This window comes from Bacillus sp. RC51 (assembly GCF_044908115.1).
Lineage (GTDB): Bacteria > Bacillota > Bacilli > Bacillales > Bacillaceae_G > Bacillus_A > Bacillus_A mycoides.
On sequence record NZ_JBIYCW010000002.1, the window covers coordinates 525005 to 541524 of the forward strand.

The 16520-nt window shown below is 37.3% G+C and carries 14 protein-coding genes; all 14 read left to right on the forward strand.

Annotated elements, in window-relative coordinates; translation table 11 throughout:
• Positions 1–75 precede the first annotated feature (75 nt).
• The 14 genes from ABH959_RS07545 (at position 76) to rsgA (ending at position 16519) form a co-directional block, all read left to right on the forward strand.
• A complete protein-coding gene (locus ABH959_RS07545) occupies positions 76–2799 on the forward strand; it encodes a calcium-translocating P-type ATPase, SERCA-type (RefSeq protein WP_002066776.1) in 2724 nt (907 codons plus the stop codon).
• A gap of 99 nt (positions 2800–2898) precedes the next feature.
• A complete protein-coding gene (locus tag ABH959_RS07550) occupies positions 2899–3774 on the forward strand; it encodes a YicC/YloC family endoribonuclease (RefSeq protein WP_002088227.1) in 876 nt (291 codons plus the stop codon).
• Positions 3775–3841: 67 nt separating this feature from the next.
• Positions 3842–4105, forward strand: coding sequence for an extracellular matrix/biofilm regulator RemA (gene remA, locus ABH959_RS07555; RefSeq protein WP_001251456.1), 264 nt, complete (start codon positions 3842–3844; stop codon positions 4103–4105).
• 13 nt (positions 4106–4118) lie between these two features.
• A complete protein-coding gene (gmk, locus tag ABH959_RS07560) occupies positions 4119–4736 on the forward strand; it encodes a guanylate kinase (RefSeq protein WP_002014492.1) in 618 nt (205 codons plus the stop codon).
• A gap of 2 nt (positions 4737–4738) precedes the next feature.
• Complete coding sequence (rpoZ, locus tag ABH959_RS07565; RefSeq protein WP_002014493.1) at positions 4739–4951, forward strand: DNA-directed RNA polymerase subunit omega; 213 nt, start codon at positions 4739–4741, stop codon at positions 4949–4951.
• A gap of 196 nt (positions 4952–5147) precedes the next feature.
• Complete coding sequence (gene coaBC, locus ABH959_RS07570; RefSeq protein WP_113936786.1) at positions 5148–6353, forward strand: bifunctional phosphopantothenoylcysteine decarboxylase/phosphopantothenate--cysteine ligase CoaBC; 1206 nt, start codon at positions 5148–5150, stop codon at positions 6351–6353.
• Positions 6350–8755, forward strand: coding sequence for a primosomal protein N' (priA, locus tag ABH959_RS07575; protein ID WP_002137952.1), 2406 nt, complete (start codon positions 6350–6352; stop codon positions 8753–8755). The genes coaBC and priA overlap by 4 nt, the downstream gene beginning before the upstream one ends.
• An 11-nt stretch (positions 8756–8766) precedes the next feature.
• Complete coding sequence (gene def / locus ABH959_RS07580; RefSeq protein ID WP_002014496.1) at positions 8767–9237, forward strand: peptide deformylase; 471 nt, start codon at positions 8767–8769, stop codon at positions 9235–9237.
• 22 nt (positions 9238–9259) lie between these two features.
• A complete protein-coding gene (gene fmt, locus ABH959_RS07585; RefSeq protein WP_002014498.1) occupies positions 9260–10204 on the forward strand; it encodes a methionyl-tRNA formyltransferase in 945 nt (314 codons plus the stop codon).
• On the forward strand, positions 10201–11535 hold the full coding sequence (gene rsmB / locus ABH959_RS07590) for a 16S rRNA (cytosine(967)-C(5))-methyltransferase RsmB (RefSeq protein WP_002128834.1): 1335 nt from the start codon (positions 10201–10203) through the stop codon (positions 11533–11535). Before fmt ends, rsmB begins: the two co-directional genes overlap by 4 nt.
• 4 nt (positions 11536–11539) lie before the next feature.
• The gene (rlmN, locus tag ABH959_RS07595; protein WP_002014500.1) at positions 11540–12628 is read left to right on the forward strand and encodes a dual-specificity RNA methyltransferase RlmN; all 1089 of its coding nucleotides are present in this window, start codon (positions 11540–11542) and stop codon (positions 12626–12628) included.
• Between the two features lie 4 nt (positions 12629–12632).
• On the forward strand, positions 12633–13385 hold the full coding sequence (locus tag ABH959_RS07600; RefSeq protein ID WP_002137950.1) for a Stp1/IreP family PP2C-type Ser/Thr phosphatase: 753 nt from the start codon (positions 12633–12635) through the stop codon (positions 13383–13385).
• Between the two features lie 8 nt (positions 13386–13393).
• Positions 13394–15367, forward strand: coding sequence for a Stk1 family PASTA domain-containing Ser/Thr kinase (gene pknB / locus ABH959_RS07605; protein WP_113936788.1), 1974 nt, complete (start codon positions 13394–13396; stop codon positions 15365–15367).
• Positions 15368–15637: 270 nt separating this feature from the next.
• Positions 15638–16519, forward strand: coding sequence for a ribosome small subunit-dependent GTPase A (gene rsgA, locus ABH959_RS07610; protein ID WP_002088214.1), 882 nt, complete (start codon positions 15638–15640; stop codon positions 16517–16519).
• Position 16520 lies beyond the last annotated feature (1 nt).

The window sequence follows — 16520 nt, forward strand, 5'->3', positions numbered from 1 at the left end:
ATTATAGCATTTTTTTGGACGAGGCTGAATAAGCTTTCATTAGAGTATGTCTGGAATCAGGAGGTCGATGGCAGGATGAACTGGTATGAAATGCGAGCACATGAAGTGGAGGAAAGAACGAATACGAATGTGGAGGTAGGTCTTACAGAGCAAGAAGCAGAGGGCCGATTAAAGAAATTTGGTACAAATGAATTGCAAGAAGCAAAGCGGCCTTCTGCGCTTATGGTGTTTTTAGCGCAATTTAAAGATTTTATGGTACTTGTTTTATTTGGTGCTACAATTATTTCAGCTTTTTTAGGAGAGTATATTGATTCGATTGCAATTGTTGCAATTGTTATTATTAATGGTGTCCTCGGTTTCTTTCAAGAGAGGAAAGCTGAAAAATCGTTGGAAGCTTTAAAAGAATTGGCAGCTCCTCAAGTTACTGTACTAAGAAATGGGAAGTGGATAAAAGCGCCGTCAAAGGCGCTTGTACTAGGTGATATTATTAAATTTTCTAGTGGTGACCGTATTGGCGCGGATGTTCGCCTTGTGGAATCTTCAAGTTTATATATTGAAGAATCGGCTCTTACAGGAGAGTCATTGCCTGTACAAAAGAAGGTAGAGGCGTTACAAGGCCAAGATGTTTCAATTGGTGATCAAAAAAACATGGCATTTATGGGGACGATGATAACGAGAGGTGCTGGAACAGGGGTAGTCGTAGCAACTGGAATGAATACAGCTATGGGGCAAATTGCAAATATGTTGCAAAATGCTGAGCAAATGGAAACGCCATTACAAAGAAGATTAGAACAGCTTGGGAAAATTTTAATTATTGTTGCTCTTATTTTGACGGCTCTTGTTGTACTAGCTGGTGTATATCAAGGAAATGAAGTGTATCACATGTTTTTGGCTGGGGTTTCGCTTGCTGTTGCAGCTATTCCAGAAGGATTGCCAGCTATCGTTACGGTTGCGCTATCACTTGGCGTACAGCGTATGATTAAAAAGAGGGCAATTGTGCGAAAGTTGCCAGCTGTAGAAACGTTAGGCTGTGCTTCTGTTATTTGCTCAGATAAAACAGGAACAATGACACAAAATAAAATGATGGTAACACATATGTGGTCAGGCGGAGAATTGTGGAAAGTAACAGGTCAAGGCTATGAGCCAACAGGTTCGTTTATGAAAGGTGAAGCAGTAATTGACCCTACTAAGACGAAATCACTGTATCAACTACTTACATTTGGCTGTTTATGTAATAATGCGAATGTTATTCAAAAGAAAAAGACGTATGTGTTAGATGGAGATCCAACAGAGGGAGCTCTCGTTGCTGCTGCAATGAAGGCGGGAATATCACGTGAAGCTCTTAAAGGAAAGTTTGAAGTCATTCGTGAATTTCCTTTTGATTCAACTAGAAAAATGATGAGCGTTATCGTTCGTGATCGTGAAGGCAAAAAATTTGTTATTACAAAAGGAGCACCAGATGTTCTTTTGCAAATGAGTCAAACAATTTTGTGGGGAAATAAGCAGCAGCCTTTAAGTGAAATGTATCGAAAAGAAGTGCAGGCAGCGATTCATAGTTTAGGAAGTCAAGCTTTACGAACGATTGCGGTGGCATTTAAACCGTTAAAAGCTACAGATTCAATTGAACATGAAAGAGAAGTCGAGCAGGATTTTATGCTTGTTGGAATACAAGGAATGATAGATCCACCAAGACTAGAAGTGGCGCAAGCGGTGAAAGAGTGTAAGGAAGCTGGTATTAGAACGGTAATGATTACGGGAGATCATAAAGTGACGGCAATGGCAATTGCGGAACAGTTAGGGGTTTTACCGGCGGGTGGACGCGTTGTTGAAGGTGTAGAACTTGCGAATATGGATGTAGAGGCATTAGAAGATATTGTAGAAGATACGTATGTATTCGCTCGTGTGTCTCCTGAGCATAAATTGAAAATCGTTAAGGCGCTGCAAAATAAGGGACATATAGTAGCTATGACAGGTGATGGAGTGAACGATGCTCCAGCTATTAAAACAGCTGATATAGGGATTGCGATGGGAATTACAGGGACAGATGTTGCAAAAGAAGCTTCGTCACTTGTGTTGTTAGATGATAACTTTGCTACGATTAAATCGGCGATTAAAGAAGGTAGAAACATATATGAAAATATTCGGAAGTTTATTCGGTATTTGTTAGCATCTAACGTTGGTGAAATTTTAGTTATGTTATTTGCGATGTTACTGGCACTGCCATTGCCGATGGTTCCAATTCAAATTTTATGGGTGAACTTAGTTACTGACGGTTTACCAGCGATGGCATTAGGTTTGGATAAGGCTGAAGGAGATGTGATGAAGAGAACACCACGCCATCCGAAAGAAGGGGTGTTCGCTAGAGGGCTTGCGTGGAAAATTATAAGTCGTGGTTTTCTAATCGGAGCAGTGACATTAGTAGCGTTTATCATTGCATTTAACCAGCATCCGAATGAATTGAAGTATGCACAAACAGTAGCCTTCGCAACATTAGTACTGGCTCAGCTTATTCATGTATTTGATTGTCGTAGTGAACATTCTATATTTCACCGCAACCCGTTTGGAAATATATATTTAGTAGGGGCGGTTATTATTTCTTTACTGTTAATGCTTGTAGTTATATATTATCCACCATTACAGCCGATTTTTAGCACAATGCCGATACAAGCACGAGATTGGTTGTTAATTGGAGGATTATCATCTATTCCGACCTTCTTATTAGTAGGGTCCTTATTAACAAGAAAAAAGGAGAAAAAGAAAAAGCCGCTGTTATATAAGAAGGGATTAAACTTGAAATAGTCAATGATATGAAAATATGATATAATTTACAGAAGGTAGTAGAGTCGCATCTCTATTACCTTTTTCATTGAGTTATTTCATGGCTTGGATGTGATAAAGATGATTTGTAGTATGACAGGATTTGGAAGATCGAAGGTAGAAAACGATACTTTTCAAATAACAGTAGAAATGAAGTCGGTGAACCATCGTTTTTTAGAAATGAGTATTCGGCTTCCGAAGCAAATGATGGCGTTTGAAGACAAGATTCGTAAAATAATTGCAAAGCAAGTTCGCCGTGGACGTATTGAAGTGTCTATTAGTATAACAGGCGAAGGGCTTGTTGAAAGAAAATTAACTGTGAATTGGGAACTTCTCAAGCAGTACCAATCCATTATGGAAGATATAAAAGGGAAATTTCAATTACAAGATTCTATTACACTCGGGCAACTAATGGGAATGCCAGAAGTAACGGCAGTTGAAGAAATAGAAAATGTAAATGAACAATTTGAAACCGGTTTATATGAAGCTGTTCGCCAAGCTGCTCATATGTTGAAAACGATGAGAGATGGCGAAGGAGAACGATTACATAAAGATATAGCATATCGTTTGCAAGAGATTCATAATTGTGTAAATGCAATTATTCCACATGCACCAATTGTTACACAAAAATATCGTGAACGATTAGAAAATCGCTTGAAAGAATTACATAACCAAGATTTAGATGAACAACGATTGTTGACAGAAGTAGCAATATTTGCAGAGCGTTCAGATATCCACGAAGAATTAGTTCGATTACAAAGTCATTTAGATCAATTTCGTGAAGCACTGCAAATTACAGAGCCTGTTGGAAGGAAAATGGACTTCATCGTGCAAGAGATGCATAGGGAAGTTAATACGATAGGTTCTAAGGCAAATGACTTAACAATTTCAAAATATGTCGTAGAAATGAAAAATAACCTTGAAAAAATTCGTGAACAAGTACAAAATATTGAGTAGCTTTCAAAAAATATATAAAGTTATACGTGGTGGAGAAATCGGATAGACTTACTAGGAGGCGCAAACTATGGCCATGCGGTTTTTAAATATTGGATACGGAAATATTGTATCTGCTCATCGAATTATTGCTATTGTAAGTCCGGAGTCAGCTCCTATTAAACGGACAGTACAGGAAGCGCGTGAACATAATGCTTTGCTTGATGCTACGTATGGGAGAAAAACAAGGGCGGTTATTGTTATGGATGATGGGCATGTAGTATTAAGTCCAATTCAGCCAGAGACGATTGCACATCGTTTGAATAATAAAGAAGATTTAAGTGAGGAAGGGTAGGTTTTACATATTTATGAGAAGTAGAAGAGGATTGCTCATCGTTCTTTCGGGACCTTCTGGTGTCGGGAAAGGAACGGTTCGAAAAGAGCTGTTTAGCCATGAAGACACACGTTTTCAGTACTCTATTTCAGTAACGACACGTAAACCGCGTGAAGGTGAAGTAGATGGTGTGGATTATTTCTTTAAAGAGAGAGAAGAATTTGAAGAAATGATTCGTAATGAAAAGTTACTTGAATGGGCTGAGTTCGTTGGTAATTATTACGGAACACCGATTGATTATGTTGAAAAAACGTTACAAGAAGGAAAAGATGTGTTCTTAGAAATTGAAGTGCAAGGAGCAATTCAAGTTAAGAAAGCCTTCCCAGCAGGTGTATTTATTTTCTTAGCACCTCCAAGTTTATCTGAACTAAAGAACCGAATTGTCGGCCGTGGTACAGAAACTGAAGATGTTATTGAAAATCGTTTAACTGTAGCGAAAGAAGAAATCGAAATGATGGACGCTTATGACTATGTTGTAGAAAACGATCAAGTTGAATTAGCTTGCGACCGAATTAAAGCAATTGTGGTTGGTGAACATTGCCGCCGCGAAAGAGTGGCAAAATACTATAAAGAAATGACGGAGGGTCTATAATTATGTTAAATCCATCAATTGACTCATTATTAACAAAAATCGATTCTAAATATACACTTGTAACAGTAGCTGCAAAGCGTGCACGTGAAATGCAAATTGCTGACAATTGTGTTATTGAAAAGCCTGTTTCTTATAAATGTGTAGGTAAAGCATTAGAAGAAATCGATTTAGAAGTATTAAAATATGTACCAAGCGATGACACAATAATTGATTAAGACATTCTTTTCGACAAATTAAAACATAGACTTTATAATTTTCTATGTAACGGTAACAACCTATTTACAAGTAGGTTGTTATTTTTTTATGATAGGGAAGAAATAATCGTAAAAAGGTGGAACAACATATTGGTACTGACGAGCTGAAAATTCTATTTCAGTAGAATAAGTTTGAAAAAGAAAGAGGACGAGTCATATGCTAAAAGGGAAAAAGATACTTCTATGTGTAACAGGAGGCATTGCAGTTTTTAAAGCAGCTGCGTTAACGAGTAAATTGACACAAGCGGGTGCTACTGTAAAAGTAATGATGAGTGAATCGGCAATGAAGTTTGTTACACCTCTTACATTTCAAGCGCTTTCTCGCCACGATGTATATACGGATACGTTTGATGAAAAAGACTCAGCAGTTATCGCTCACATTGATTTAGCGGATTGGGCAGATGTTGTACTTGTGGCACCTGCTACAGCGAATTGCATTGGAAAGTTAGCTGGCGGTATTGCTGATGATATGATTACAACTACTTTGTTAGCTACTACAGCTCCAGTTTGGATTGCACCTGCTATGAATGTGCATATGTATGAAAATAAAATTGTTCAAAAAAATATGATGACGTTAAAAGCGTTAGGATATACATTTATTGAGCCTGGCGAAGGCTTTTTAGCATGTGGTTATGTAGCTAAGGGAAGACTGGAAGAACCTGAAGTGATTATTAAAAGGTTAGAAGAGGTTTTCTCAGAACAAAAACCATTGCAAGGAAAGCGAATATTAATAACGGCTGGCCCGACACGTGAAAAGATTGACCCAGTCCGTTTTATGACGAATTTTTCTTCTGGAAAGATGGGGTATGCGATCGCAGAAGTTGCAGCAAGCTTAGGTGCTGATGTCATACTTGTTTCAGGACCGACAGCATTAGAGTCACCATTACATGTCACAACAATACAAGTAGAATCTGCACAAGATATGTTAGAGGCAGTCCTTCAGCATTATCAGAGTGTGGATGTTGTTATCAAAACAGCGGCAGTTGCAGATTATCGCCCAAAATATGTTCACGATAATAAAATGAAAAAGCAAAATGGCGATGCTGTAATTGAATTAGAAAGAACAGTGGATATTTTAAAAACGTTAGGTGAGAAGAAGGACCGACAGTTACTTATCGGTTTTGCAGCTGAAACGACAAACATAGAGGAATACGCAACGAGAAAATTACGTGAGAAAAATGCAAATATGATTGTTGCGAATGACGTGAAAGCGCAAGGAGCTGGGTTTGGTACGGATACAAATATTGTGACAATGTATAGAAAAGATGGAGAAATCATTGAGCTGCCACTTTTAACGAAAAAAGAAGTGGCTCGTGAAATATTAAAGCAAATAGAAATGATGTTAGAAGATGATTATGTATGAAGTTTGCAAGTGTAATTGTTGATGTACCTGCACGTCAAACAGATCGACCGTTTGATTATATTATCCCTAAAAAATGGGAAGATATCGTGCAAACAGGAATGCGTGTAGTAGTCCCATTCGGTCCGAGGAAATTGCAAGGTTTTATTATTGGCATAAAGGATTCGGTTGAACTAGAAAGTAAAAAGTTAAAAGCGTTGTATGAAATATTAGATGTCACTCCTGTTTTAAATGATGAATTATTAAAACTTGGGTATTGGCTTACAAGTGAAACGTTATGTTATATGATTTCAGCTTTTCAGGTGATGCTTCCGACGGCGATCAAAGCAACATATAAAAAGCGTCTGCAACTTCGTAACCGAGAAGAAGTAGCACCAGAAATTCTTTCTTTATTTCAAGGGAAGGAAACGATAGATTGGGAAGCTATCGAAGCACAGCCGCACCTATATCGCACTATTCAACAAGAAATTAAAAATGGTACGACTGAAGTGGTTTATCAAGTAAAGGATAAAGTGCAGAAGAAGAAACAAAGAGTAGTTCAACCGGAGTTGCCGGCAGATAAATTGGAATTAGCAGCATTTGAACTGAAAAGTAAAAAACAACAAGATGTACTCTATTATTTTGTAGAAAACTACAAAAGTGTACCGTTAAAAAATTTAACAGAAGAATTACAAATAACAGATGCTCCAATAAAAGCACTTGTTAAAAAGGGTCTAATCTCAGAAAAGTATGTAGAGGTATACCGGAGTCCGTATGACGATGATGATTTTGAACAAACGAAACCATTTCCGCTTACTGAGGAACAAAAACAAGTAATTACACCGATTTTGTCATCAATTACAAATGAAACTTACAATCCATTTTTACTATATGGTGTTACAGGAAGTGGTAAGACTGAAGTGTATTTACAATCTATAGCAGCGGTGCTCGAGAAAGGAAAAGAAGCAATTGTGCTTGTTCCTGAAATTGCGCTAACGCCCCAGATGGTAGATCGCTTTAAAGGTAGGTTCGGTTCGCAAGTTGCAGTTCTTCACAGTGCGCTTTCTGTTGGCGAGAAATATGATGAATGGCGAAAGATATTAAGAAAAGAAGTGAAAGTTGTAGTTGGTGCGCGTTCAGCTATTTTTGCTCCATTCGAAAATTTAGGAATCATTATTATTGATGAAGAGCATGAATCAAGTTATAAGCAAGAGGATAACCCAAAGTATCATGCAAGAGATGTAGCAGTGTGGAGAGGACAATACCATAAGTGTCCAATCGTTCTCGGAAGTGCAACGCCGACACTTGAATCGTTTGCTAGAGCGAAAAAAGGTGTCTATGGGTTGCTTACAATGGAAAAACGTATGAACAAACAAGCTTTGCCGACTGTAGAAATTGTTGATATGCGTGAAGAGCTTCGTGATGGAAATCGTTCAATGTTTTCAAAGGCACTGCATGAAAAAATAGCAGATCGATTAGAAAAGAAAGAACAAATGGTTCTCTTTTTAAATAGAAGGGGTCATTCTACGTTTGTGATGTGTCGTGATTGTGGGTATGTCGTACAATGTCCGCATTGTGATATTTCGTTGACATATCACAAAATGAACCATCGTTTAAAATGTCATTATTGTAGTCATGAGGAAAATATGCCAACGGAGTGTCCTGCTTGTAATAGTACGTATATTCGTTTCTTTGGTACAGGGACGCAAAAGGTTGAAGAAGAAATCACAAAACTATTCCCTGAGGCGCGGGTCATTCGAATGGATGTGGATACAACAAGCCGTAAAGGAATGCATGAAAAATTATTAAAGGCGTTTGGTGAAGAGAAAGCAGATATATTACTTGGAACACAAATGATTGCAAAAGGGCTTGATTTTCCGAAGGTGACGCTTGTTGGCGTTTTAACGGCGGATACGATGCTTCATCTACCTGATTTTCGGGCGAGTGAAAAGACGTATCAGCTATTGACACAAGTGAGTGGACGTGCAGGAAGACATGAATTGCCAGGGGAAGTTGTAATTCAAACGTATACGCCTGAACATTACAGTGTAGAATTAGCAAAGAATCAACAATATGATGTATTTTATGAGCACGAAATGCAAATGAGGCAAATGAGACAATATCCGCCATATTACTACGTTGTACTTGTAACTGTATCTCATCCGGAATTATTAAAGGCAGTCCAAGTGACGGAAAAAATTGTCGGTCATTTACGAACGCATTGTTCAAGGCAAACAATGGTGTTAGGGCCGGTTGCTTCAGCAATTCCAAGGATAAAAGATAGATATCGTTACCAATGCATGATAAAATACAAACGGGAACCAAACTTAAAGAACGTGCTCAAAATGGTAAATGAACATTATCAAGCAGAAATGCAAAAAGAGCTACAAATCTCAATTGATTTTAATCCAACAATGTTAATGTAGCGGAGGGAAATATGGCAGTTTTAGAAATTGTAAAGCATCCAAATGAAGTGTTAGAAACACCATGCGAAAGAGTAATTAACTTTGATAAAAAGTTAGTGAAATTGTTAAAAGATATGCATGAAACAATGTTAATTGCAGACGGAGTTGGTCTAGCTGCGCCACAAGTGGGGGTAAGCTTACAAGTTGCTGTTGTTGATATAGGTGATGATACGGGTAAAATTGAATTAATTAATCCTGTTATTTTAGAAAAACGTGGTGAACAAGTAGGTCCCGAAGGCTGCTTAAGCTTTCCGGGACTTTATGGTGAAGTGGAGCGTGCAGATTACATTAAAGTACGTGCACAAAATCGTCGCGGTAAAATATTTTTATTAGAAGCGGATGACTTCTTAGCGCGTGCAATTCAGCATGAAATCGATCATTTACACGGTGTTTTATTTACATCTAAAGTGAAAAGGTATTATGAAGCAGGCGAATTAGAATAGGTTTAAAAGGAGCGGTTTTTGAATGATGAAAGTAGTATTTATGGGGACACCGGACTTTTCTGTGCCGGTGCTTCGTCGTCTTATCGAGGACGGATATGACGTAGTTGGTGTTGTAACGCAACCTGATCGTCCAGTTGGTAGAAAAAAGGTTTTAACACCTACTCCTGTTAAAGTAGAAGCGGAGAAACATGGTATTCCAGTAGTACAGCCGTTAAAAATTCGTGAAAAAGACGAATATGAAAAAGTATTAGCACTAGAGCCAGACTTAATTGTAACAGCAGCATTTGGACAAATCGTACCGAATGAAATTTTAGAAGCGCCAAAGTATGGATGTATTAATGTCCACGCATCATTACTTCCAGAACTTCGCGGTGGTGCACCAATTCATTATGCGATTATGGAAGGTAAAGAGAAAACAGGTATTACAATTATGTATATGGTAGAAAAATTAGATGCGGGCGATATATTAACGCAAGTAGAAGTAGAAATTGAAGAGCGTGAAACAACAGGTTCATTATTTGATAAGTTAAGCGAAGCAGGAGCACACCTTTTATCTAAAACGGTTCCTTTACTAATTCAGGGTAAACTAGAACCAATTAAACAAAGTGAAGCTGAAGTGACGTTTGCATATAATATAAAACGTGAGCAAGAGATAATTGATTGGACAAAAACAGGTGAAGAAGTATACAATCACATTCGCGGATTGAATCCATGGCCAGTTGCTTATACGACTTTGGCAGGACAAGTTATTAAAGTATGGTGGGGAGAGAAGGTCTCTATTACAGAGAAAGCTGAACCAGGTACAATAGTAGCTCTTGAAGAAGATGGATTTGTTGTTGCAACAGGGAACGAGACAGGCGTTAAAATCACTGAATTGCAACCATCTGGTAAAAAGCGTATGAGTTGTTCACAATTTTTACGTGGGACAAAACCTGAAATTGGTACGAAGTTAGGAGAAAATGCATGAGACAAAATGTTCGTGAGTTAGCTCTGGATGGCTTAATTCAAGTAGAAAAAAGTGGTGCGTATAGCAACTTACTTTTAAATAATTTGATTGAAAAAAATACAATTGACAGAAAAGATATTGGTTTATTAACTGAAATGGTATATGGAACAATTCAACGTCGTGACACACTAGATTATTATTTACAACCATTTTTAAGAAAAAAGGTTGAAGCGTGGGTAAGAGTGTTGCTTCGCCTATCTCTATATCAAATGCTATATTTAGACCGAGTTCCAGAAAGAGCGGCTATTCATGAAGCGGTTGAGATTGCAAAGCGTCGTGGGCATAAAGGGATTTCAGGCATGGTGAACGGAGTATTGCGTTCAATTCAGCGAGAAGGTGTACCTTCGTTAGAAGAAATCGAAAATCCAGTAGAACGACTTGCGATTGCAACGAGTCATCCAATGTGGCTTGTACAAGAATGGGCATCCGAATATGGTTTAGAGACAGCAGAGAAAATGTGTGAAGTAAATATGTTGCCACCTGTACCAACAGCACGTGTAAATGTTGATAAAGTAACGGTAGAAGAAGCGGTTGCGTTATTAGCTGATGAGGGTATAGAAGCAAAACGTGGCGAATTGTCAGAGGATGCAATTCAAATTGAAAGAGGAAATGTCGCACATACAGAAGCGTTCAAAAAAGGTTTCCTTTCTATTCAAGATGAAAGCTCAATGCTTGTAGCACGTGCTTTAGAACCGAATAAAGGAGATACAGTTCTAGATAGTTGTGCTGCTCCTGGCGGAAAAACAACTCATATTGCAGAGCGTTTGGACGGAACTGGTAAGGTAATGTCGCTTGATTTACACGCACATAAAGTACGTTTAATTGAACAACAGGCGAAGAGACTTGGTTTAGAAAATGTAGAAACGATGGCTTTAGATGCTAGAAAAGTTCAAGAGCATTTTGCAAATGAATCTTTTGACAAAATATTAGTAGATGCACCATGTTCTGGATTTGGTGTTATTAGACGTAAACCTGATATTAAGTTAGGTAAAGATAAGGGCGATAGTGAAAGGTTATCAACGATTCAACTTGCGATACTAGAAAAAATAGCACCATTGTTAAAACAAGGTGGTCGCCTTGTTTATAGTACGTGCACAATTGAAAAAATAGAAAATGAACAAGTAATAAAGCAATTTTTACAAGAGCATCCTGAATTTGAATGGGATACTACGATAAAAGATCGCATGCCAGAAAAGTTAAATCCGTATATTGATGAAGGTCAAGTACGAATTTTACCGCATTATTTTGCAACAGATGGCTTTTATATTGCTTGTTTAAGAAAGAAGGTGTAGCATCATGGAAACGACTGTAAAAAAACAAAAGAAAAATCTAGAAACAAAGAAACCATCAATTTATTCTTTACAACTTCATGAAATGCAAGATTGGTTAAAGGAACAAGGAGAACCTAAGTTCCGTGCAGGACAAATTTTTGATTGGCTATATAAAAAACGTGTAAAAAATTATGAGGATATGTCAAACCTTGCTAAAGGATTGCGCGATAAATTGTCGAATTCCTTTGATATTACTACTTTAAACACTTTAGTAAAACAAACGTCTTCGGATGGAACGATTAAATTCCTATTCCAGTTATACGATGGATACTCTATTGAAACTGTACTAATGCGACATGAATATGGAAATTCCATTTGTGTAACAACACAGGTGGGTTGCCGCATTGGCTGTACGTTCTGTGCTTCTACACTTGGTGGGTTAAAACGAAACTTAGAGGCTGGAGAAATTGTAGCGCAAGTAGTAGAAGTTCAGCGTGCGCTTGATGAAACAGAAGAACGTGTAAGTTCTCTTGTTGTTATGGGAATTGGAGAACCATTTGATAATTATGATAACTTAATGTCATTCTTACGCATTGTAAATCATGAAAAAGGAATTCATATTGGTGCAAGACATATGACAGTTTCAACAAGTGGAATTGTTCCGAAAATTTATAAGTTCGCTGAAGAAGATATGCAAATTAATTTTGCGATTTCATTGCATGCTGCAAATACAGAGATACGTTCAAAATTAATGCCGATCAACCGTGCTTATAAGCTACCTGATTTAATGGAAGCTGTTAAATACTATGTAAATAGAACAGGGCGTCGTATTACATTTGAATATGGCTTATTTGGAGGAGAAAATGACCAAGTTGAGCACGCTGAAGAACTTGCTGCGCTCTTAAAAGGTGTAAAATGTCATGTAAACTTAATTCCGGTAAACTACGTGCCAGAACGTGATTATGTACGTACGCCACGAGAGCAAATTTTCTTGTTTGAAAAGACGCTAAAAGATCGTGGAGTGAATGTAACCATTCGCCGTGAACAAGGTCATGATATTGATGCAGCCTGCGGTCAGTTGCGTGCAAAGGAGCGCAAAGAAGAGACGAGGTGACTAGATGAAAGCCGTGTTTCTATCGGATAAAGGAAAAGTTCGTCAACATAATGAAGATAGTGCAGGAGTTTTTCGCAATTTAGATGGAAATATTTTAGCGGTAGTAGCAGATGGAATGGGAGGTCATCGAGCTGGCGATGTAGCTAGCTCGATGGCTATTCAATTATTCCATGATTATTGGAAGCAAACGCATAATATGAATGAGCCTAAAAAGGTAGAAAAGTGGTTACATACTAACGTTGGAATTATTAATGAGCGCATATATGCTTACTCTCAGCAGCATGTAGAATGTAATGGCATGGGAACAACGGTTATCGTGGCGATTTGTACACCTAGTTTTGTAACAATAGGTCATATAGGAGATAGTCGTTGTTATATGGTATCAGAGGGAGAAATATCGCTTGTAACGGAAGACCACTCACTTGTAAATGAACTTGTTAGGCACGGTGAAATTTCAAAAGAAGATGCAGAATATCACCCGAAAAAGAATGTTCTGTTAAGAGCGTTAGGAACAGAAGAAAAAGTCGGACTAGATGTTAAAACATTGGTGCTCGAAGAAGACGATCAATTGCTTCTTTGCTCTGATGGATTGTCTAACAAAGTCCCTATGGCTGATATGCAACAAATTTTACAATTGAATGAACAGCTCGAGGCGAAGGGAGAGCATCTCATTCAATTAGCAAATGATCGTGGTGGAGAAGATAATATTACCCTCGTTATTATTGATTATACGGATTCGACAAACGAAAGTAGGTGAAGTGCAACGTGCTGATTGGAAAACGCTTAAATGACCGTTATAAGCTGCTGAAAATGATTGGCGGTGGAGGAATGGCCAATGTATATTTAGCTCATGATGATATACTTGGTCGAGATGTAGCGGTAAAAATATTAAGACTCGACTATTCAAATAATGAAGAGTTTATTAAACGTTTCCATCGAGAAGCGCAATCTGTTACAACGTTGTCGCATCCAAATATTGTGAATATGTATGATGTTGGGGAAGAGGATGATATATATTATCTTGTAATGGAATATGTACCTGGACGAACATTGAAGCAATACATAATTGATCGGGGGATGTTACCGATAGGAGAGGCTCTTGATATAATGGAGCAGTTAACGTCCGCTATGGCACACGCCCATCATTTTGAGATTGTACATCGTGATATTAAACCGCACAATATTTTGATTCGAGATGACGGAGTGGTCAAAGTAACAGACTTTGGAATTGCGACAGCTACAAGTGCAGCAACGATTACACATACAAATTCGGTGCTCGGTTCGGTGCATTATTTATCACCAGAACAAGCGCGCGGTGGTATAGCGAATAAACAATCAGATATTTATTCACTTGGGATTGTTATGTTTGAATTGTTAACAGGAAGACAACCGTTTTCTGGTGAATCTGCTGTTGCAATTGCGTTAAAACATTTACAAAATGAAATGCCATCTCCAAAAAGATGGAATGAAAATATTCCACAAAGTGTTGAAAATATTATATTAAAGGCAACTGCGAAAGATCCGTTCCATCGATATCAATCTGCTAACGCGATGAAACGAGATATTGAAACAGCACTATACCCAGAACGAATAAATGAACAACCATTTTACATACCAGAAGATATGGAAGCAACGAAAGCGATTCCAATTATTCAACAAGAACAACTATTTCAAAATGTAAGTGATGAAACGATTGTATTAAAAGGAAGTAAAGTGGATGAACAAGTAAGAAAAGAAGAGACCAAATCAGGTAAGAAGAAAAAGCGAAATAATAAATGGCTGAAAGTTTTAATTACAACATTTTTACTTTTAGCGATAGGGATAACCTTAGCACTTACTGTTATTCCAGGCTTCTTTATTCCGAAAGATGTGAAGGTTCCTGATGTGGCTGGTATGAAATATACGACAGCTGTAAATACATTAGTTGAAAAAGGTTTTGAAGTTACTGAACCTAATCTTGTATATACAGATGATGTTGAAGCCGGAAAAGTGATAAAAACAGATCCTATAGCAGGAAGAGTAGTGAAAGAAAACTCTAAAATTACTATCTATCAATCAGGTGGGAAAAAGAAAAGTAAGATGCGTGATTTGACAGGAAAAGATTTCGAGAGTATAAGAGCTGAGTTAGAAGAAAAATATAAACAAGTTACAATAAATTATATTGAAAATGATAAGCCGAAAGGTGAAATTGTAGAGCAAATACCAACGCCTGATCAAATGGTTATAGAGGCAGAACAAGAACTGAAAATTTGGGTAAGTAAAGGACCTTATCAAATAAGACCAGGTGATTTTTCAGGATGGACTGAAAATAGTGTAAAAGGTTATTTAAATGAAAGAAAGCTTGTTTCTGATATAAAAAGAGAGTATTCAGATACGATTGATAAAGGTCTTGTTATTTCACAGTTACCAAAGCCTGGGACACCTTTAAAAGAAGGAGATAAAGTATCGATTGTTATCTCCGATGGTCCGAAGCCTAAAGTGACGAAAACGGTAAAAGTGGATAACATTTCTATCCCATATGAAGCTTCTGCAACAGGTGAGAAAAAGCCGCAAACAATAGAAATTTATAAAGAAGATATGCAGCAAAAAATGGATAAACCAGTTGAAACGAGAACAATTACTGAGTCAGCGATTATTTCTTTAGAGTTTGTAATTCAAGAAGGTGCAAAGGGACACTATAAAATTGTCCGAGATGGAGTAACGATTATGGACAAGGAAGTACCATATCCAGCTCAATAATAGTGAATTCCATCGTCCTTATATAGAAGATGGAATTTATTACTCTTGCCTGTTATGCTGTCTACATCGTGGACTGTATAACAGGCAAAAATATATGATTCAAAAAGCTGTAAAAGTGATACTGTTATAAATAATATTTCAAATTTGATGGTAGATTAAATATATGAACCTGGATATATATTTGGTGGGCTTTGAAATAATTGTTTAAAGAACGCTAGTCTATTCATATTTAATTGCAGTTTCATTTTATACAAAATAAAGGAGAATTATATGCCAGAAGGAAAAATTGTAAAAGCTCTAAGTGGGTTTTATTATGTGCAGAATGAGGAAGGGATTACACAATGTCGTGGGCGTGGTGTATTTAGAAAGAATAAAATTACGCCACTTGTAGGAGACCAAGTTGTTTTTCAAGCGGATAATCCGAGTGAGGGTTATGTGTTAGAAGTATTTGATCGGAAAAATGAACTTGTTAGACCTCCTATTGCTAATGTTGATCAAGCTATTCTTGTTTTCTCAGCGGTAGAACCAGATTTTAATCCAGGACTGTTAGATCGATTTTTAGTATTAATTGAATATCATAACATCAAACCAATTATTTGTATTAGTAAGATGGATTTAGTAGATGAAAAAATGAGAGAAACTGTTGAATCTTATGCAAATGATTATCGTGAAATGGGTTATGATGTGTTGTTTACTTCTATAAATACATCGGAAAGTATTGATATTCTGAAACCATTCTTAGAAGGTTGTATTTCCGTCGTTGCAGGTCAATCTGGTGTTGGGAAATCTTCAATGCTAAATGTATTACGTCCAGATTTAGAATTGAAAACTAATGATATTTCTTCACATTTAGGACGTGGAAAGCATACGACAAGACACGTAGAATTAATTACAGTTGGAAGCGGACTTGTTGCGGATACACCTGGTTTTAGTTCGCTTGATTTCATAGATATAGAGGTAGAAGATCTTACATATTGTTTTCCAGAGTTGAAAGAAGCGAGCCAATACTGTAAATTTAGAGGGTGTACACACCTTGCTGAACCGAAATGTGCGGTGAAAGCTGCGGTTGAAGAAGGAAAGATTACCGAATATCGTTATAAGAATTACAAACAATTCGTAGAAGAAATTAGAGAGAGAAAGCCGAGGTATTAGT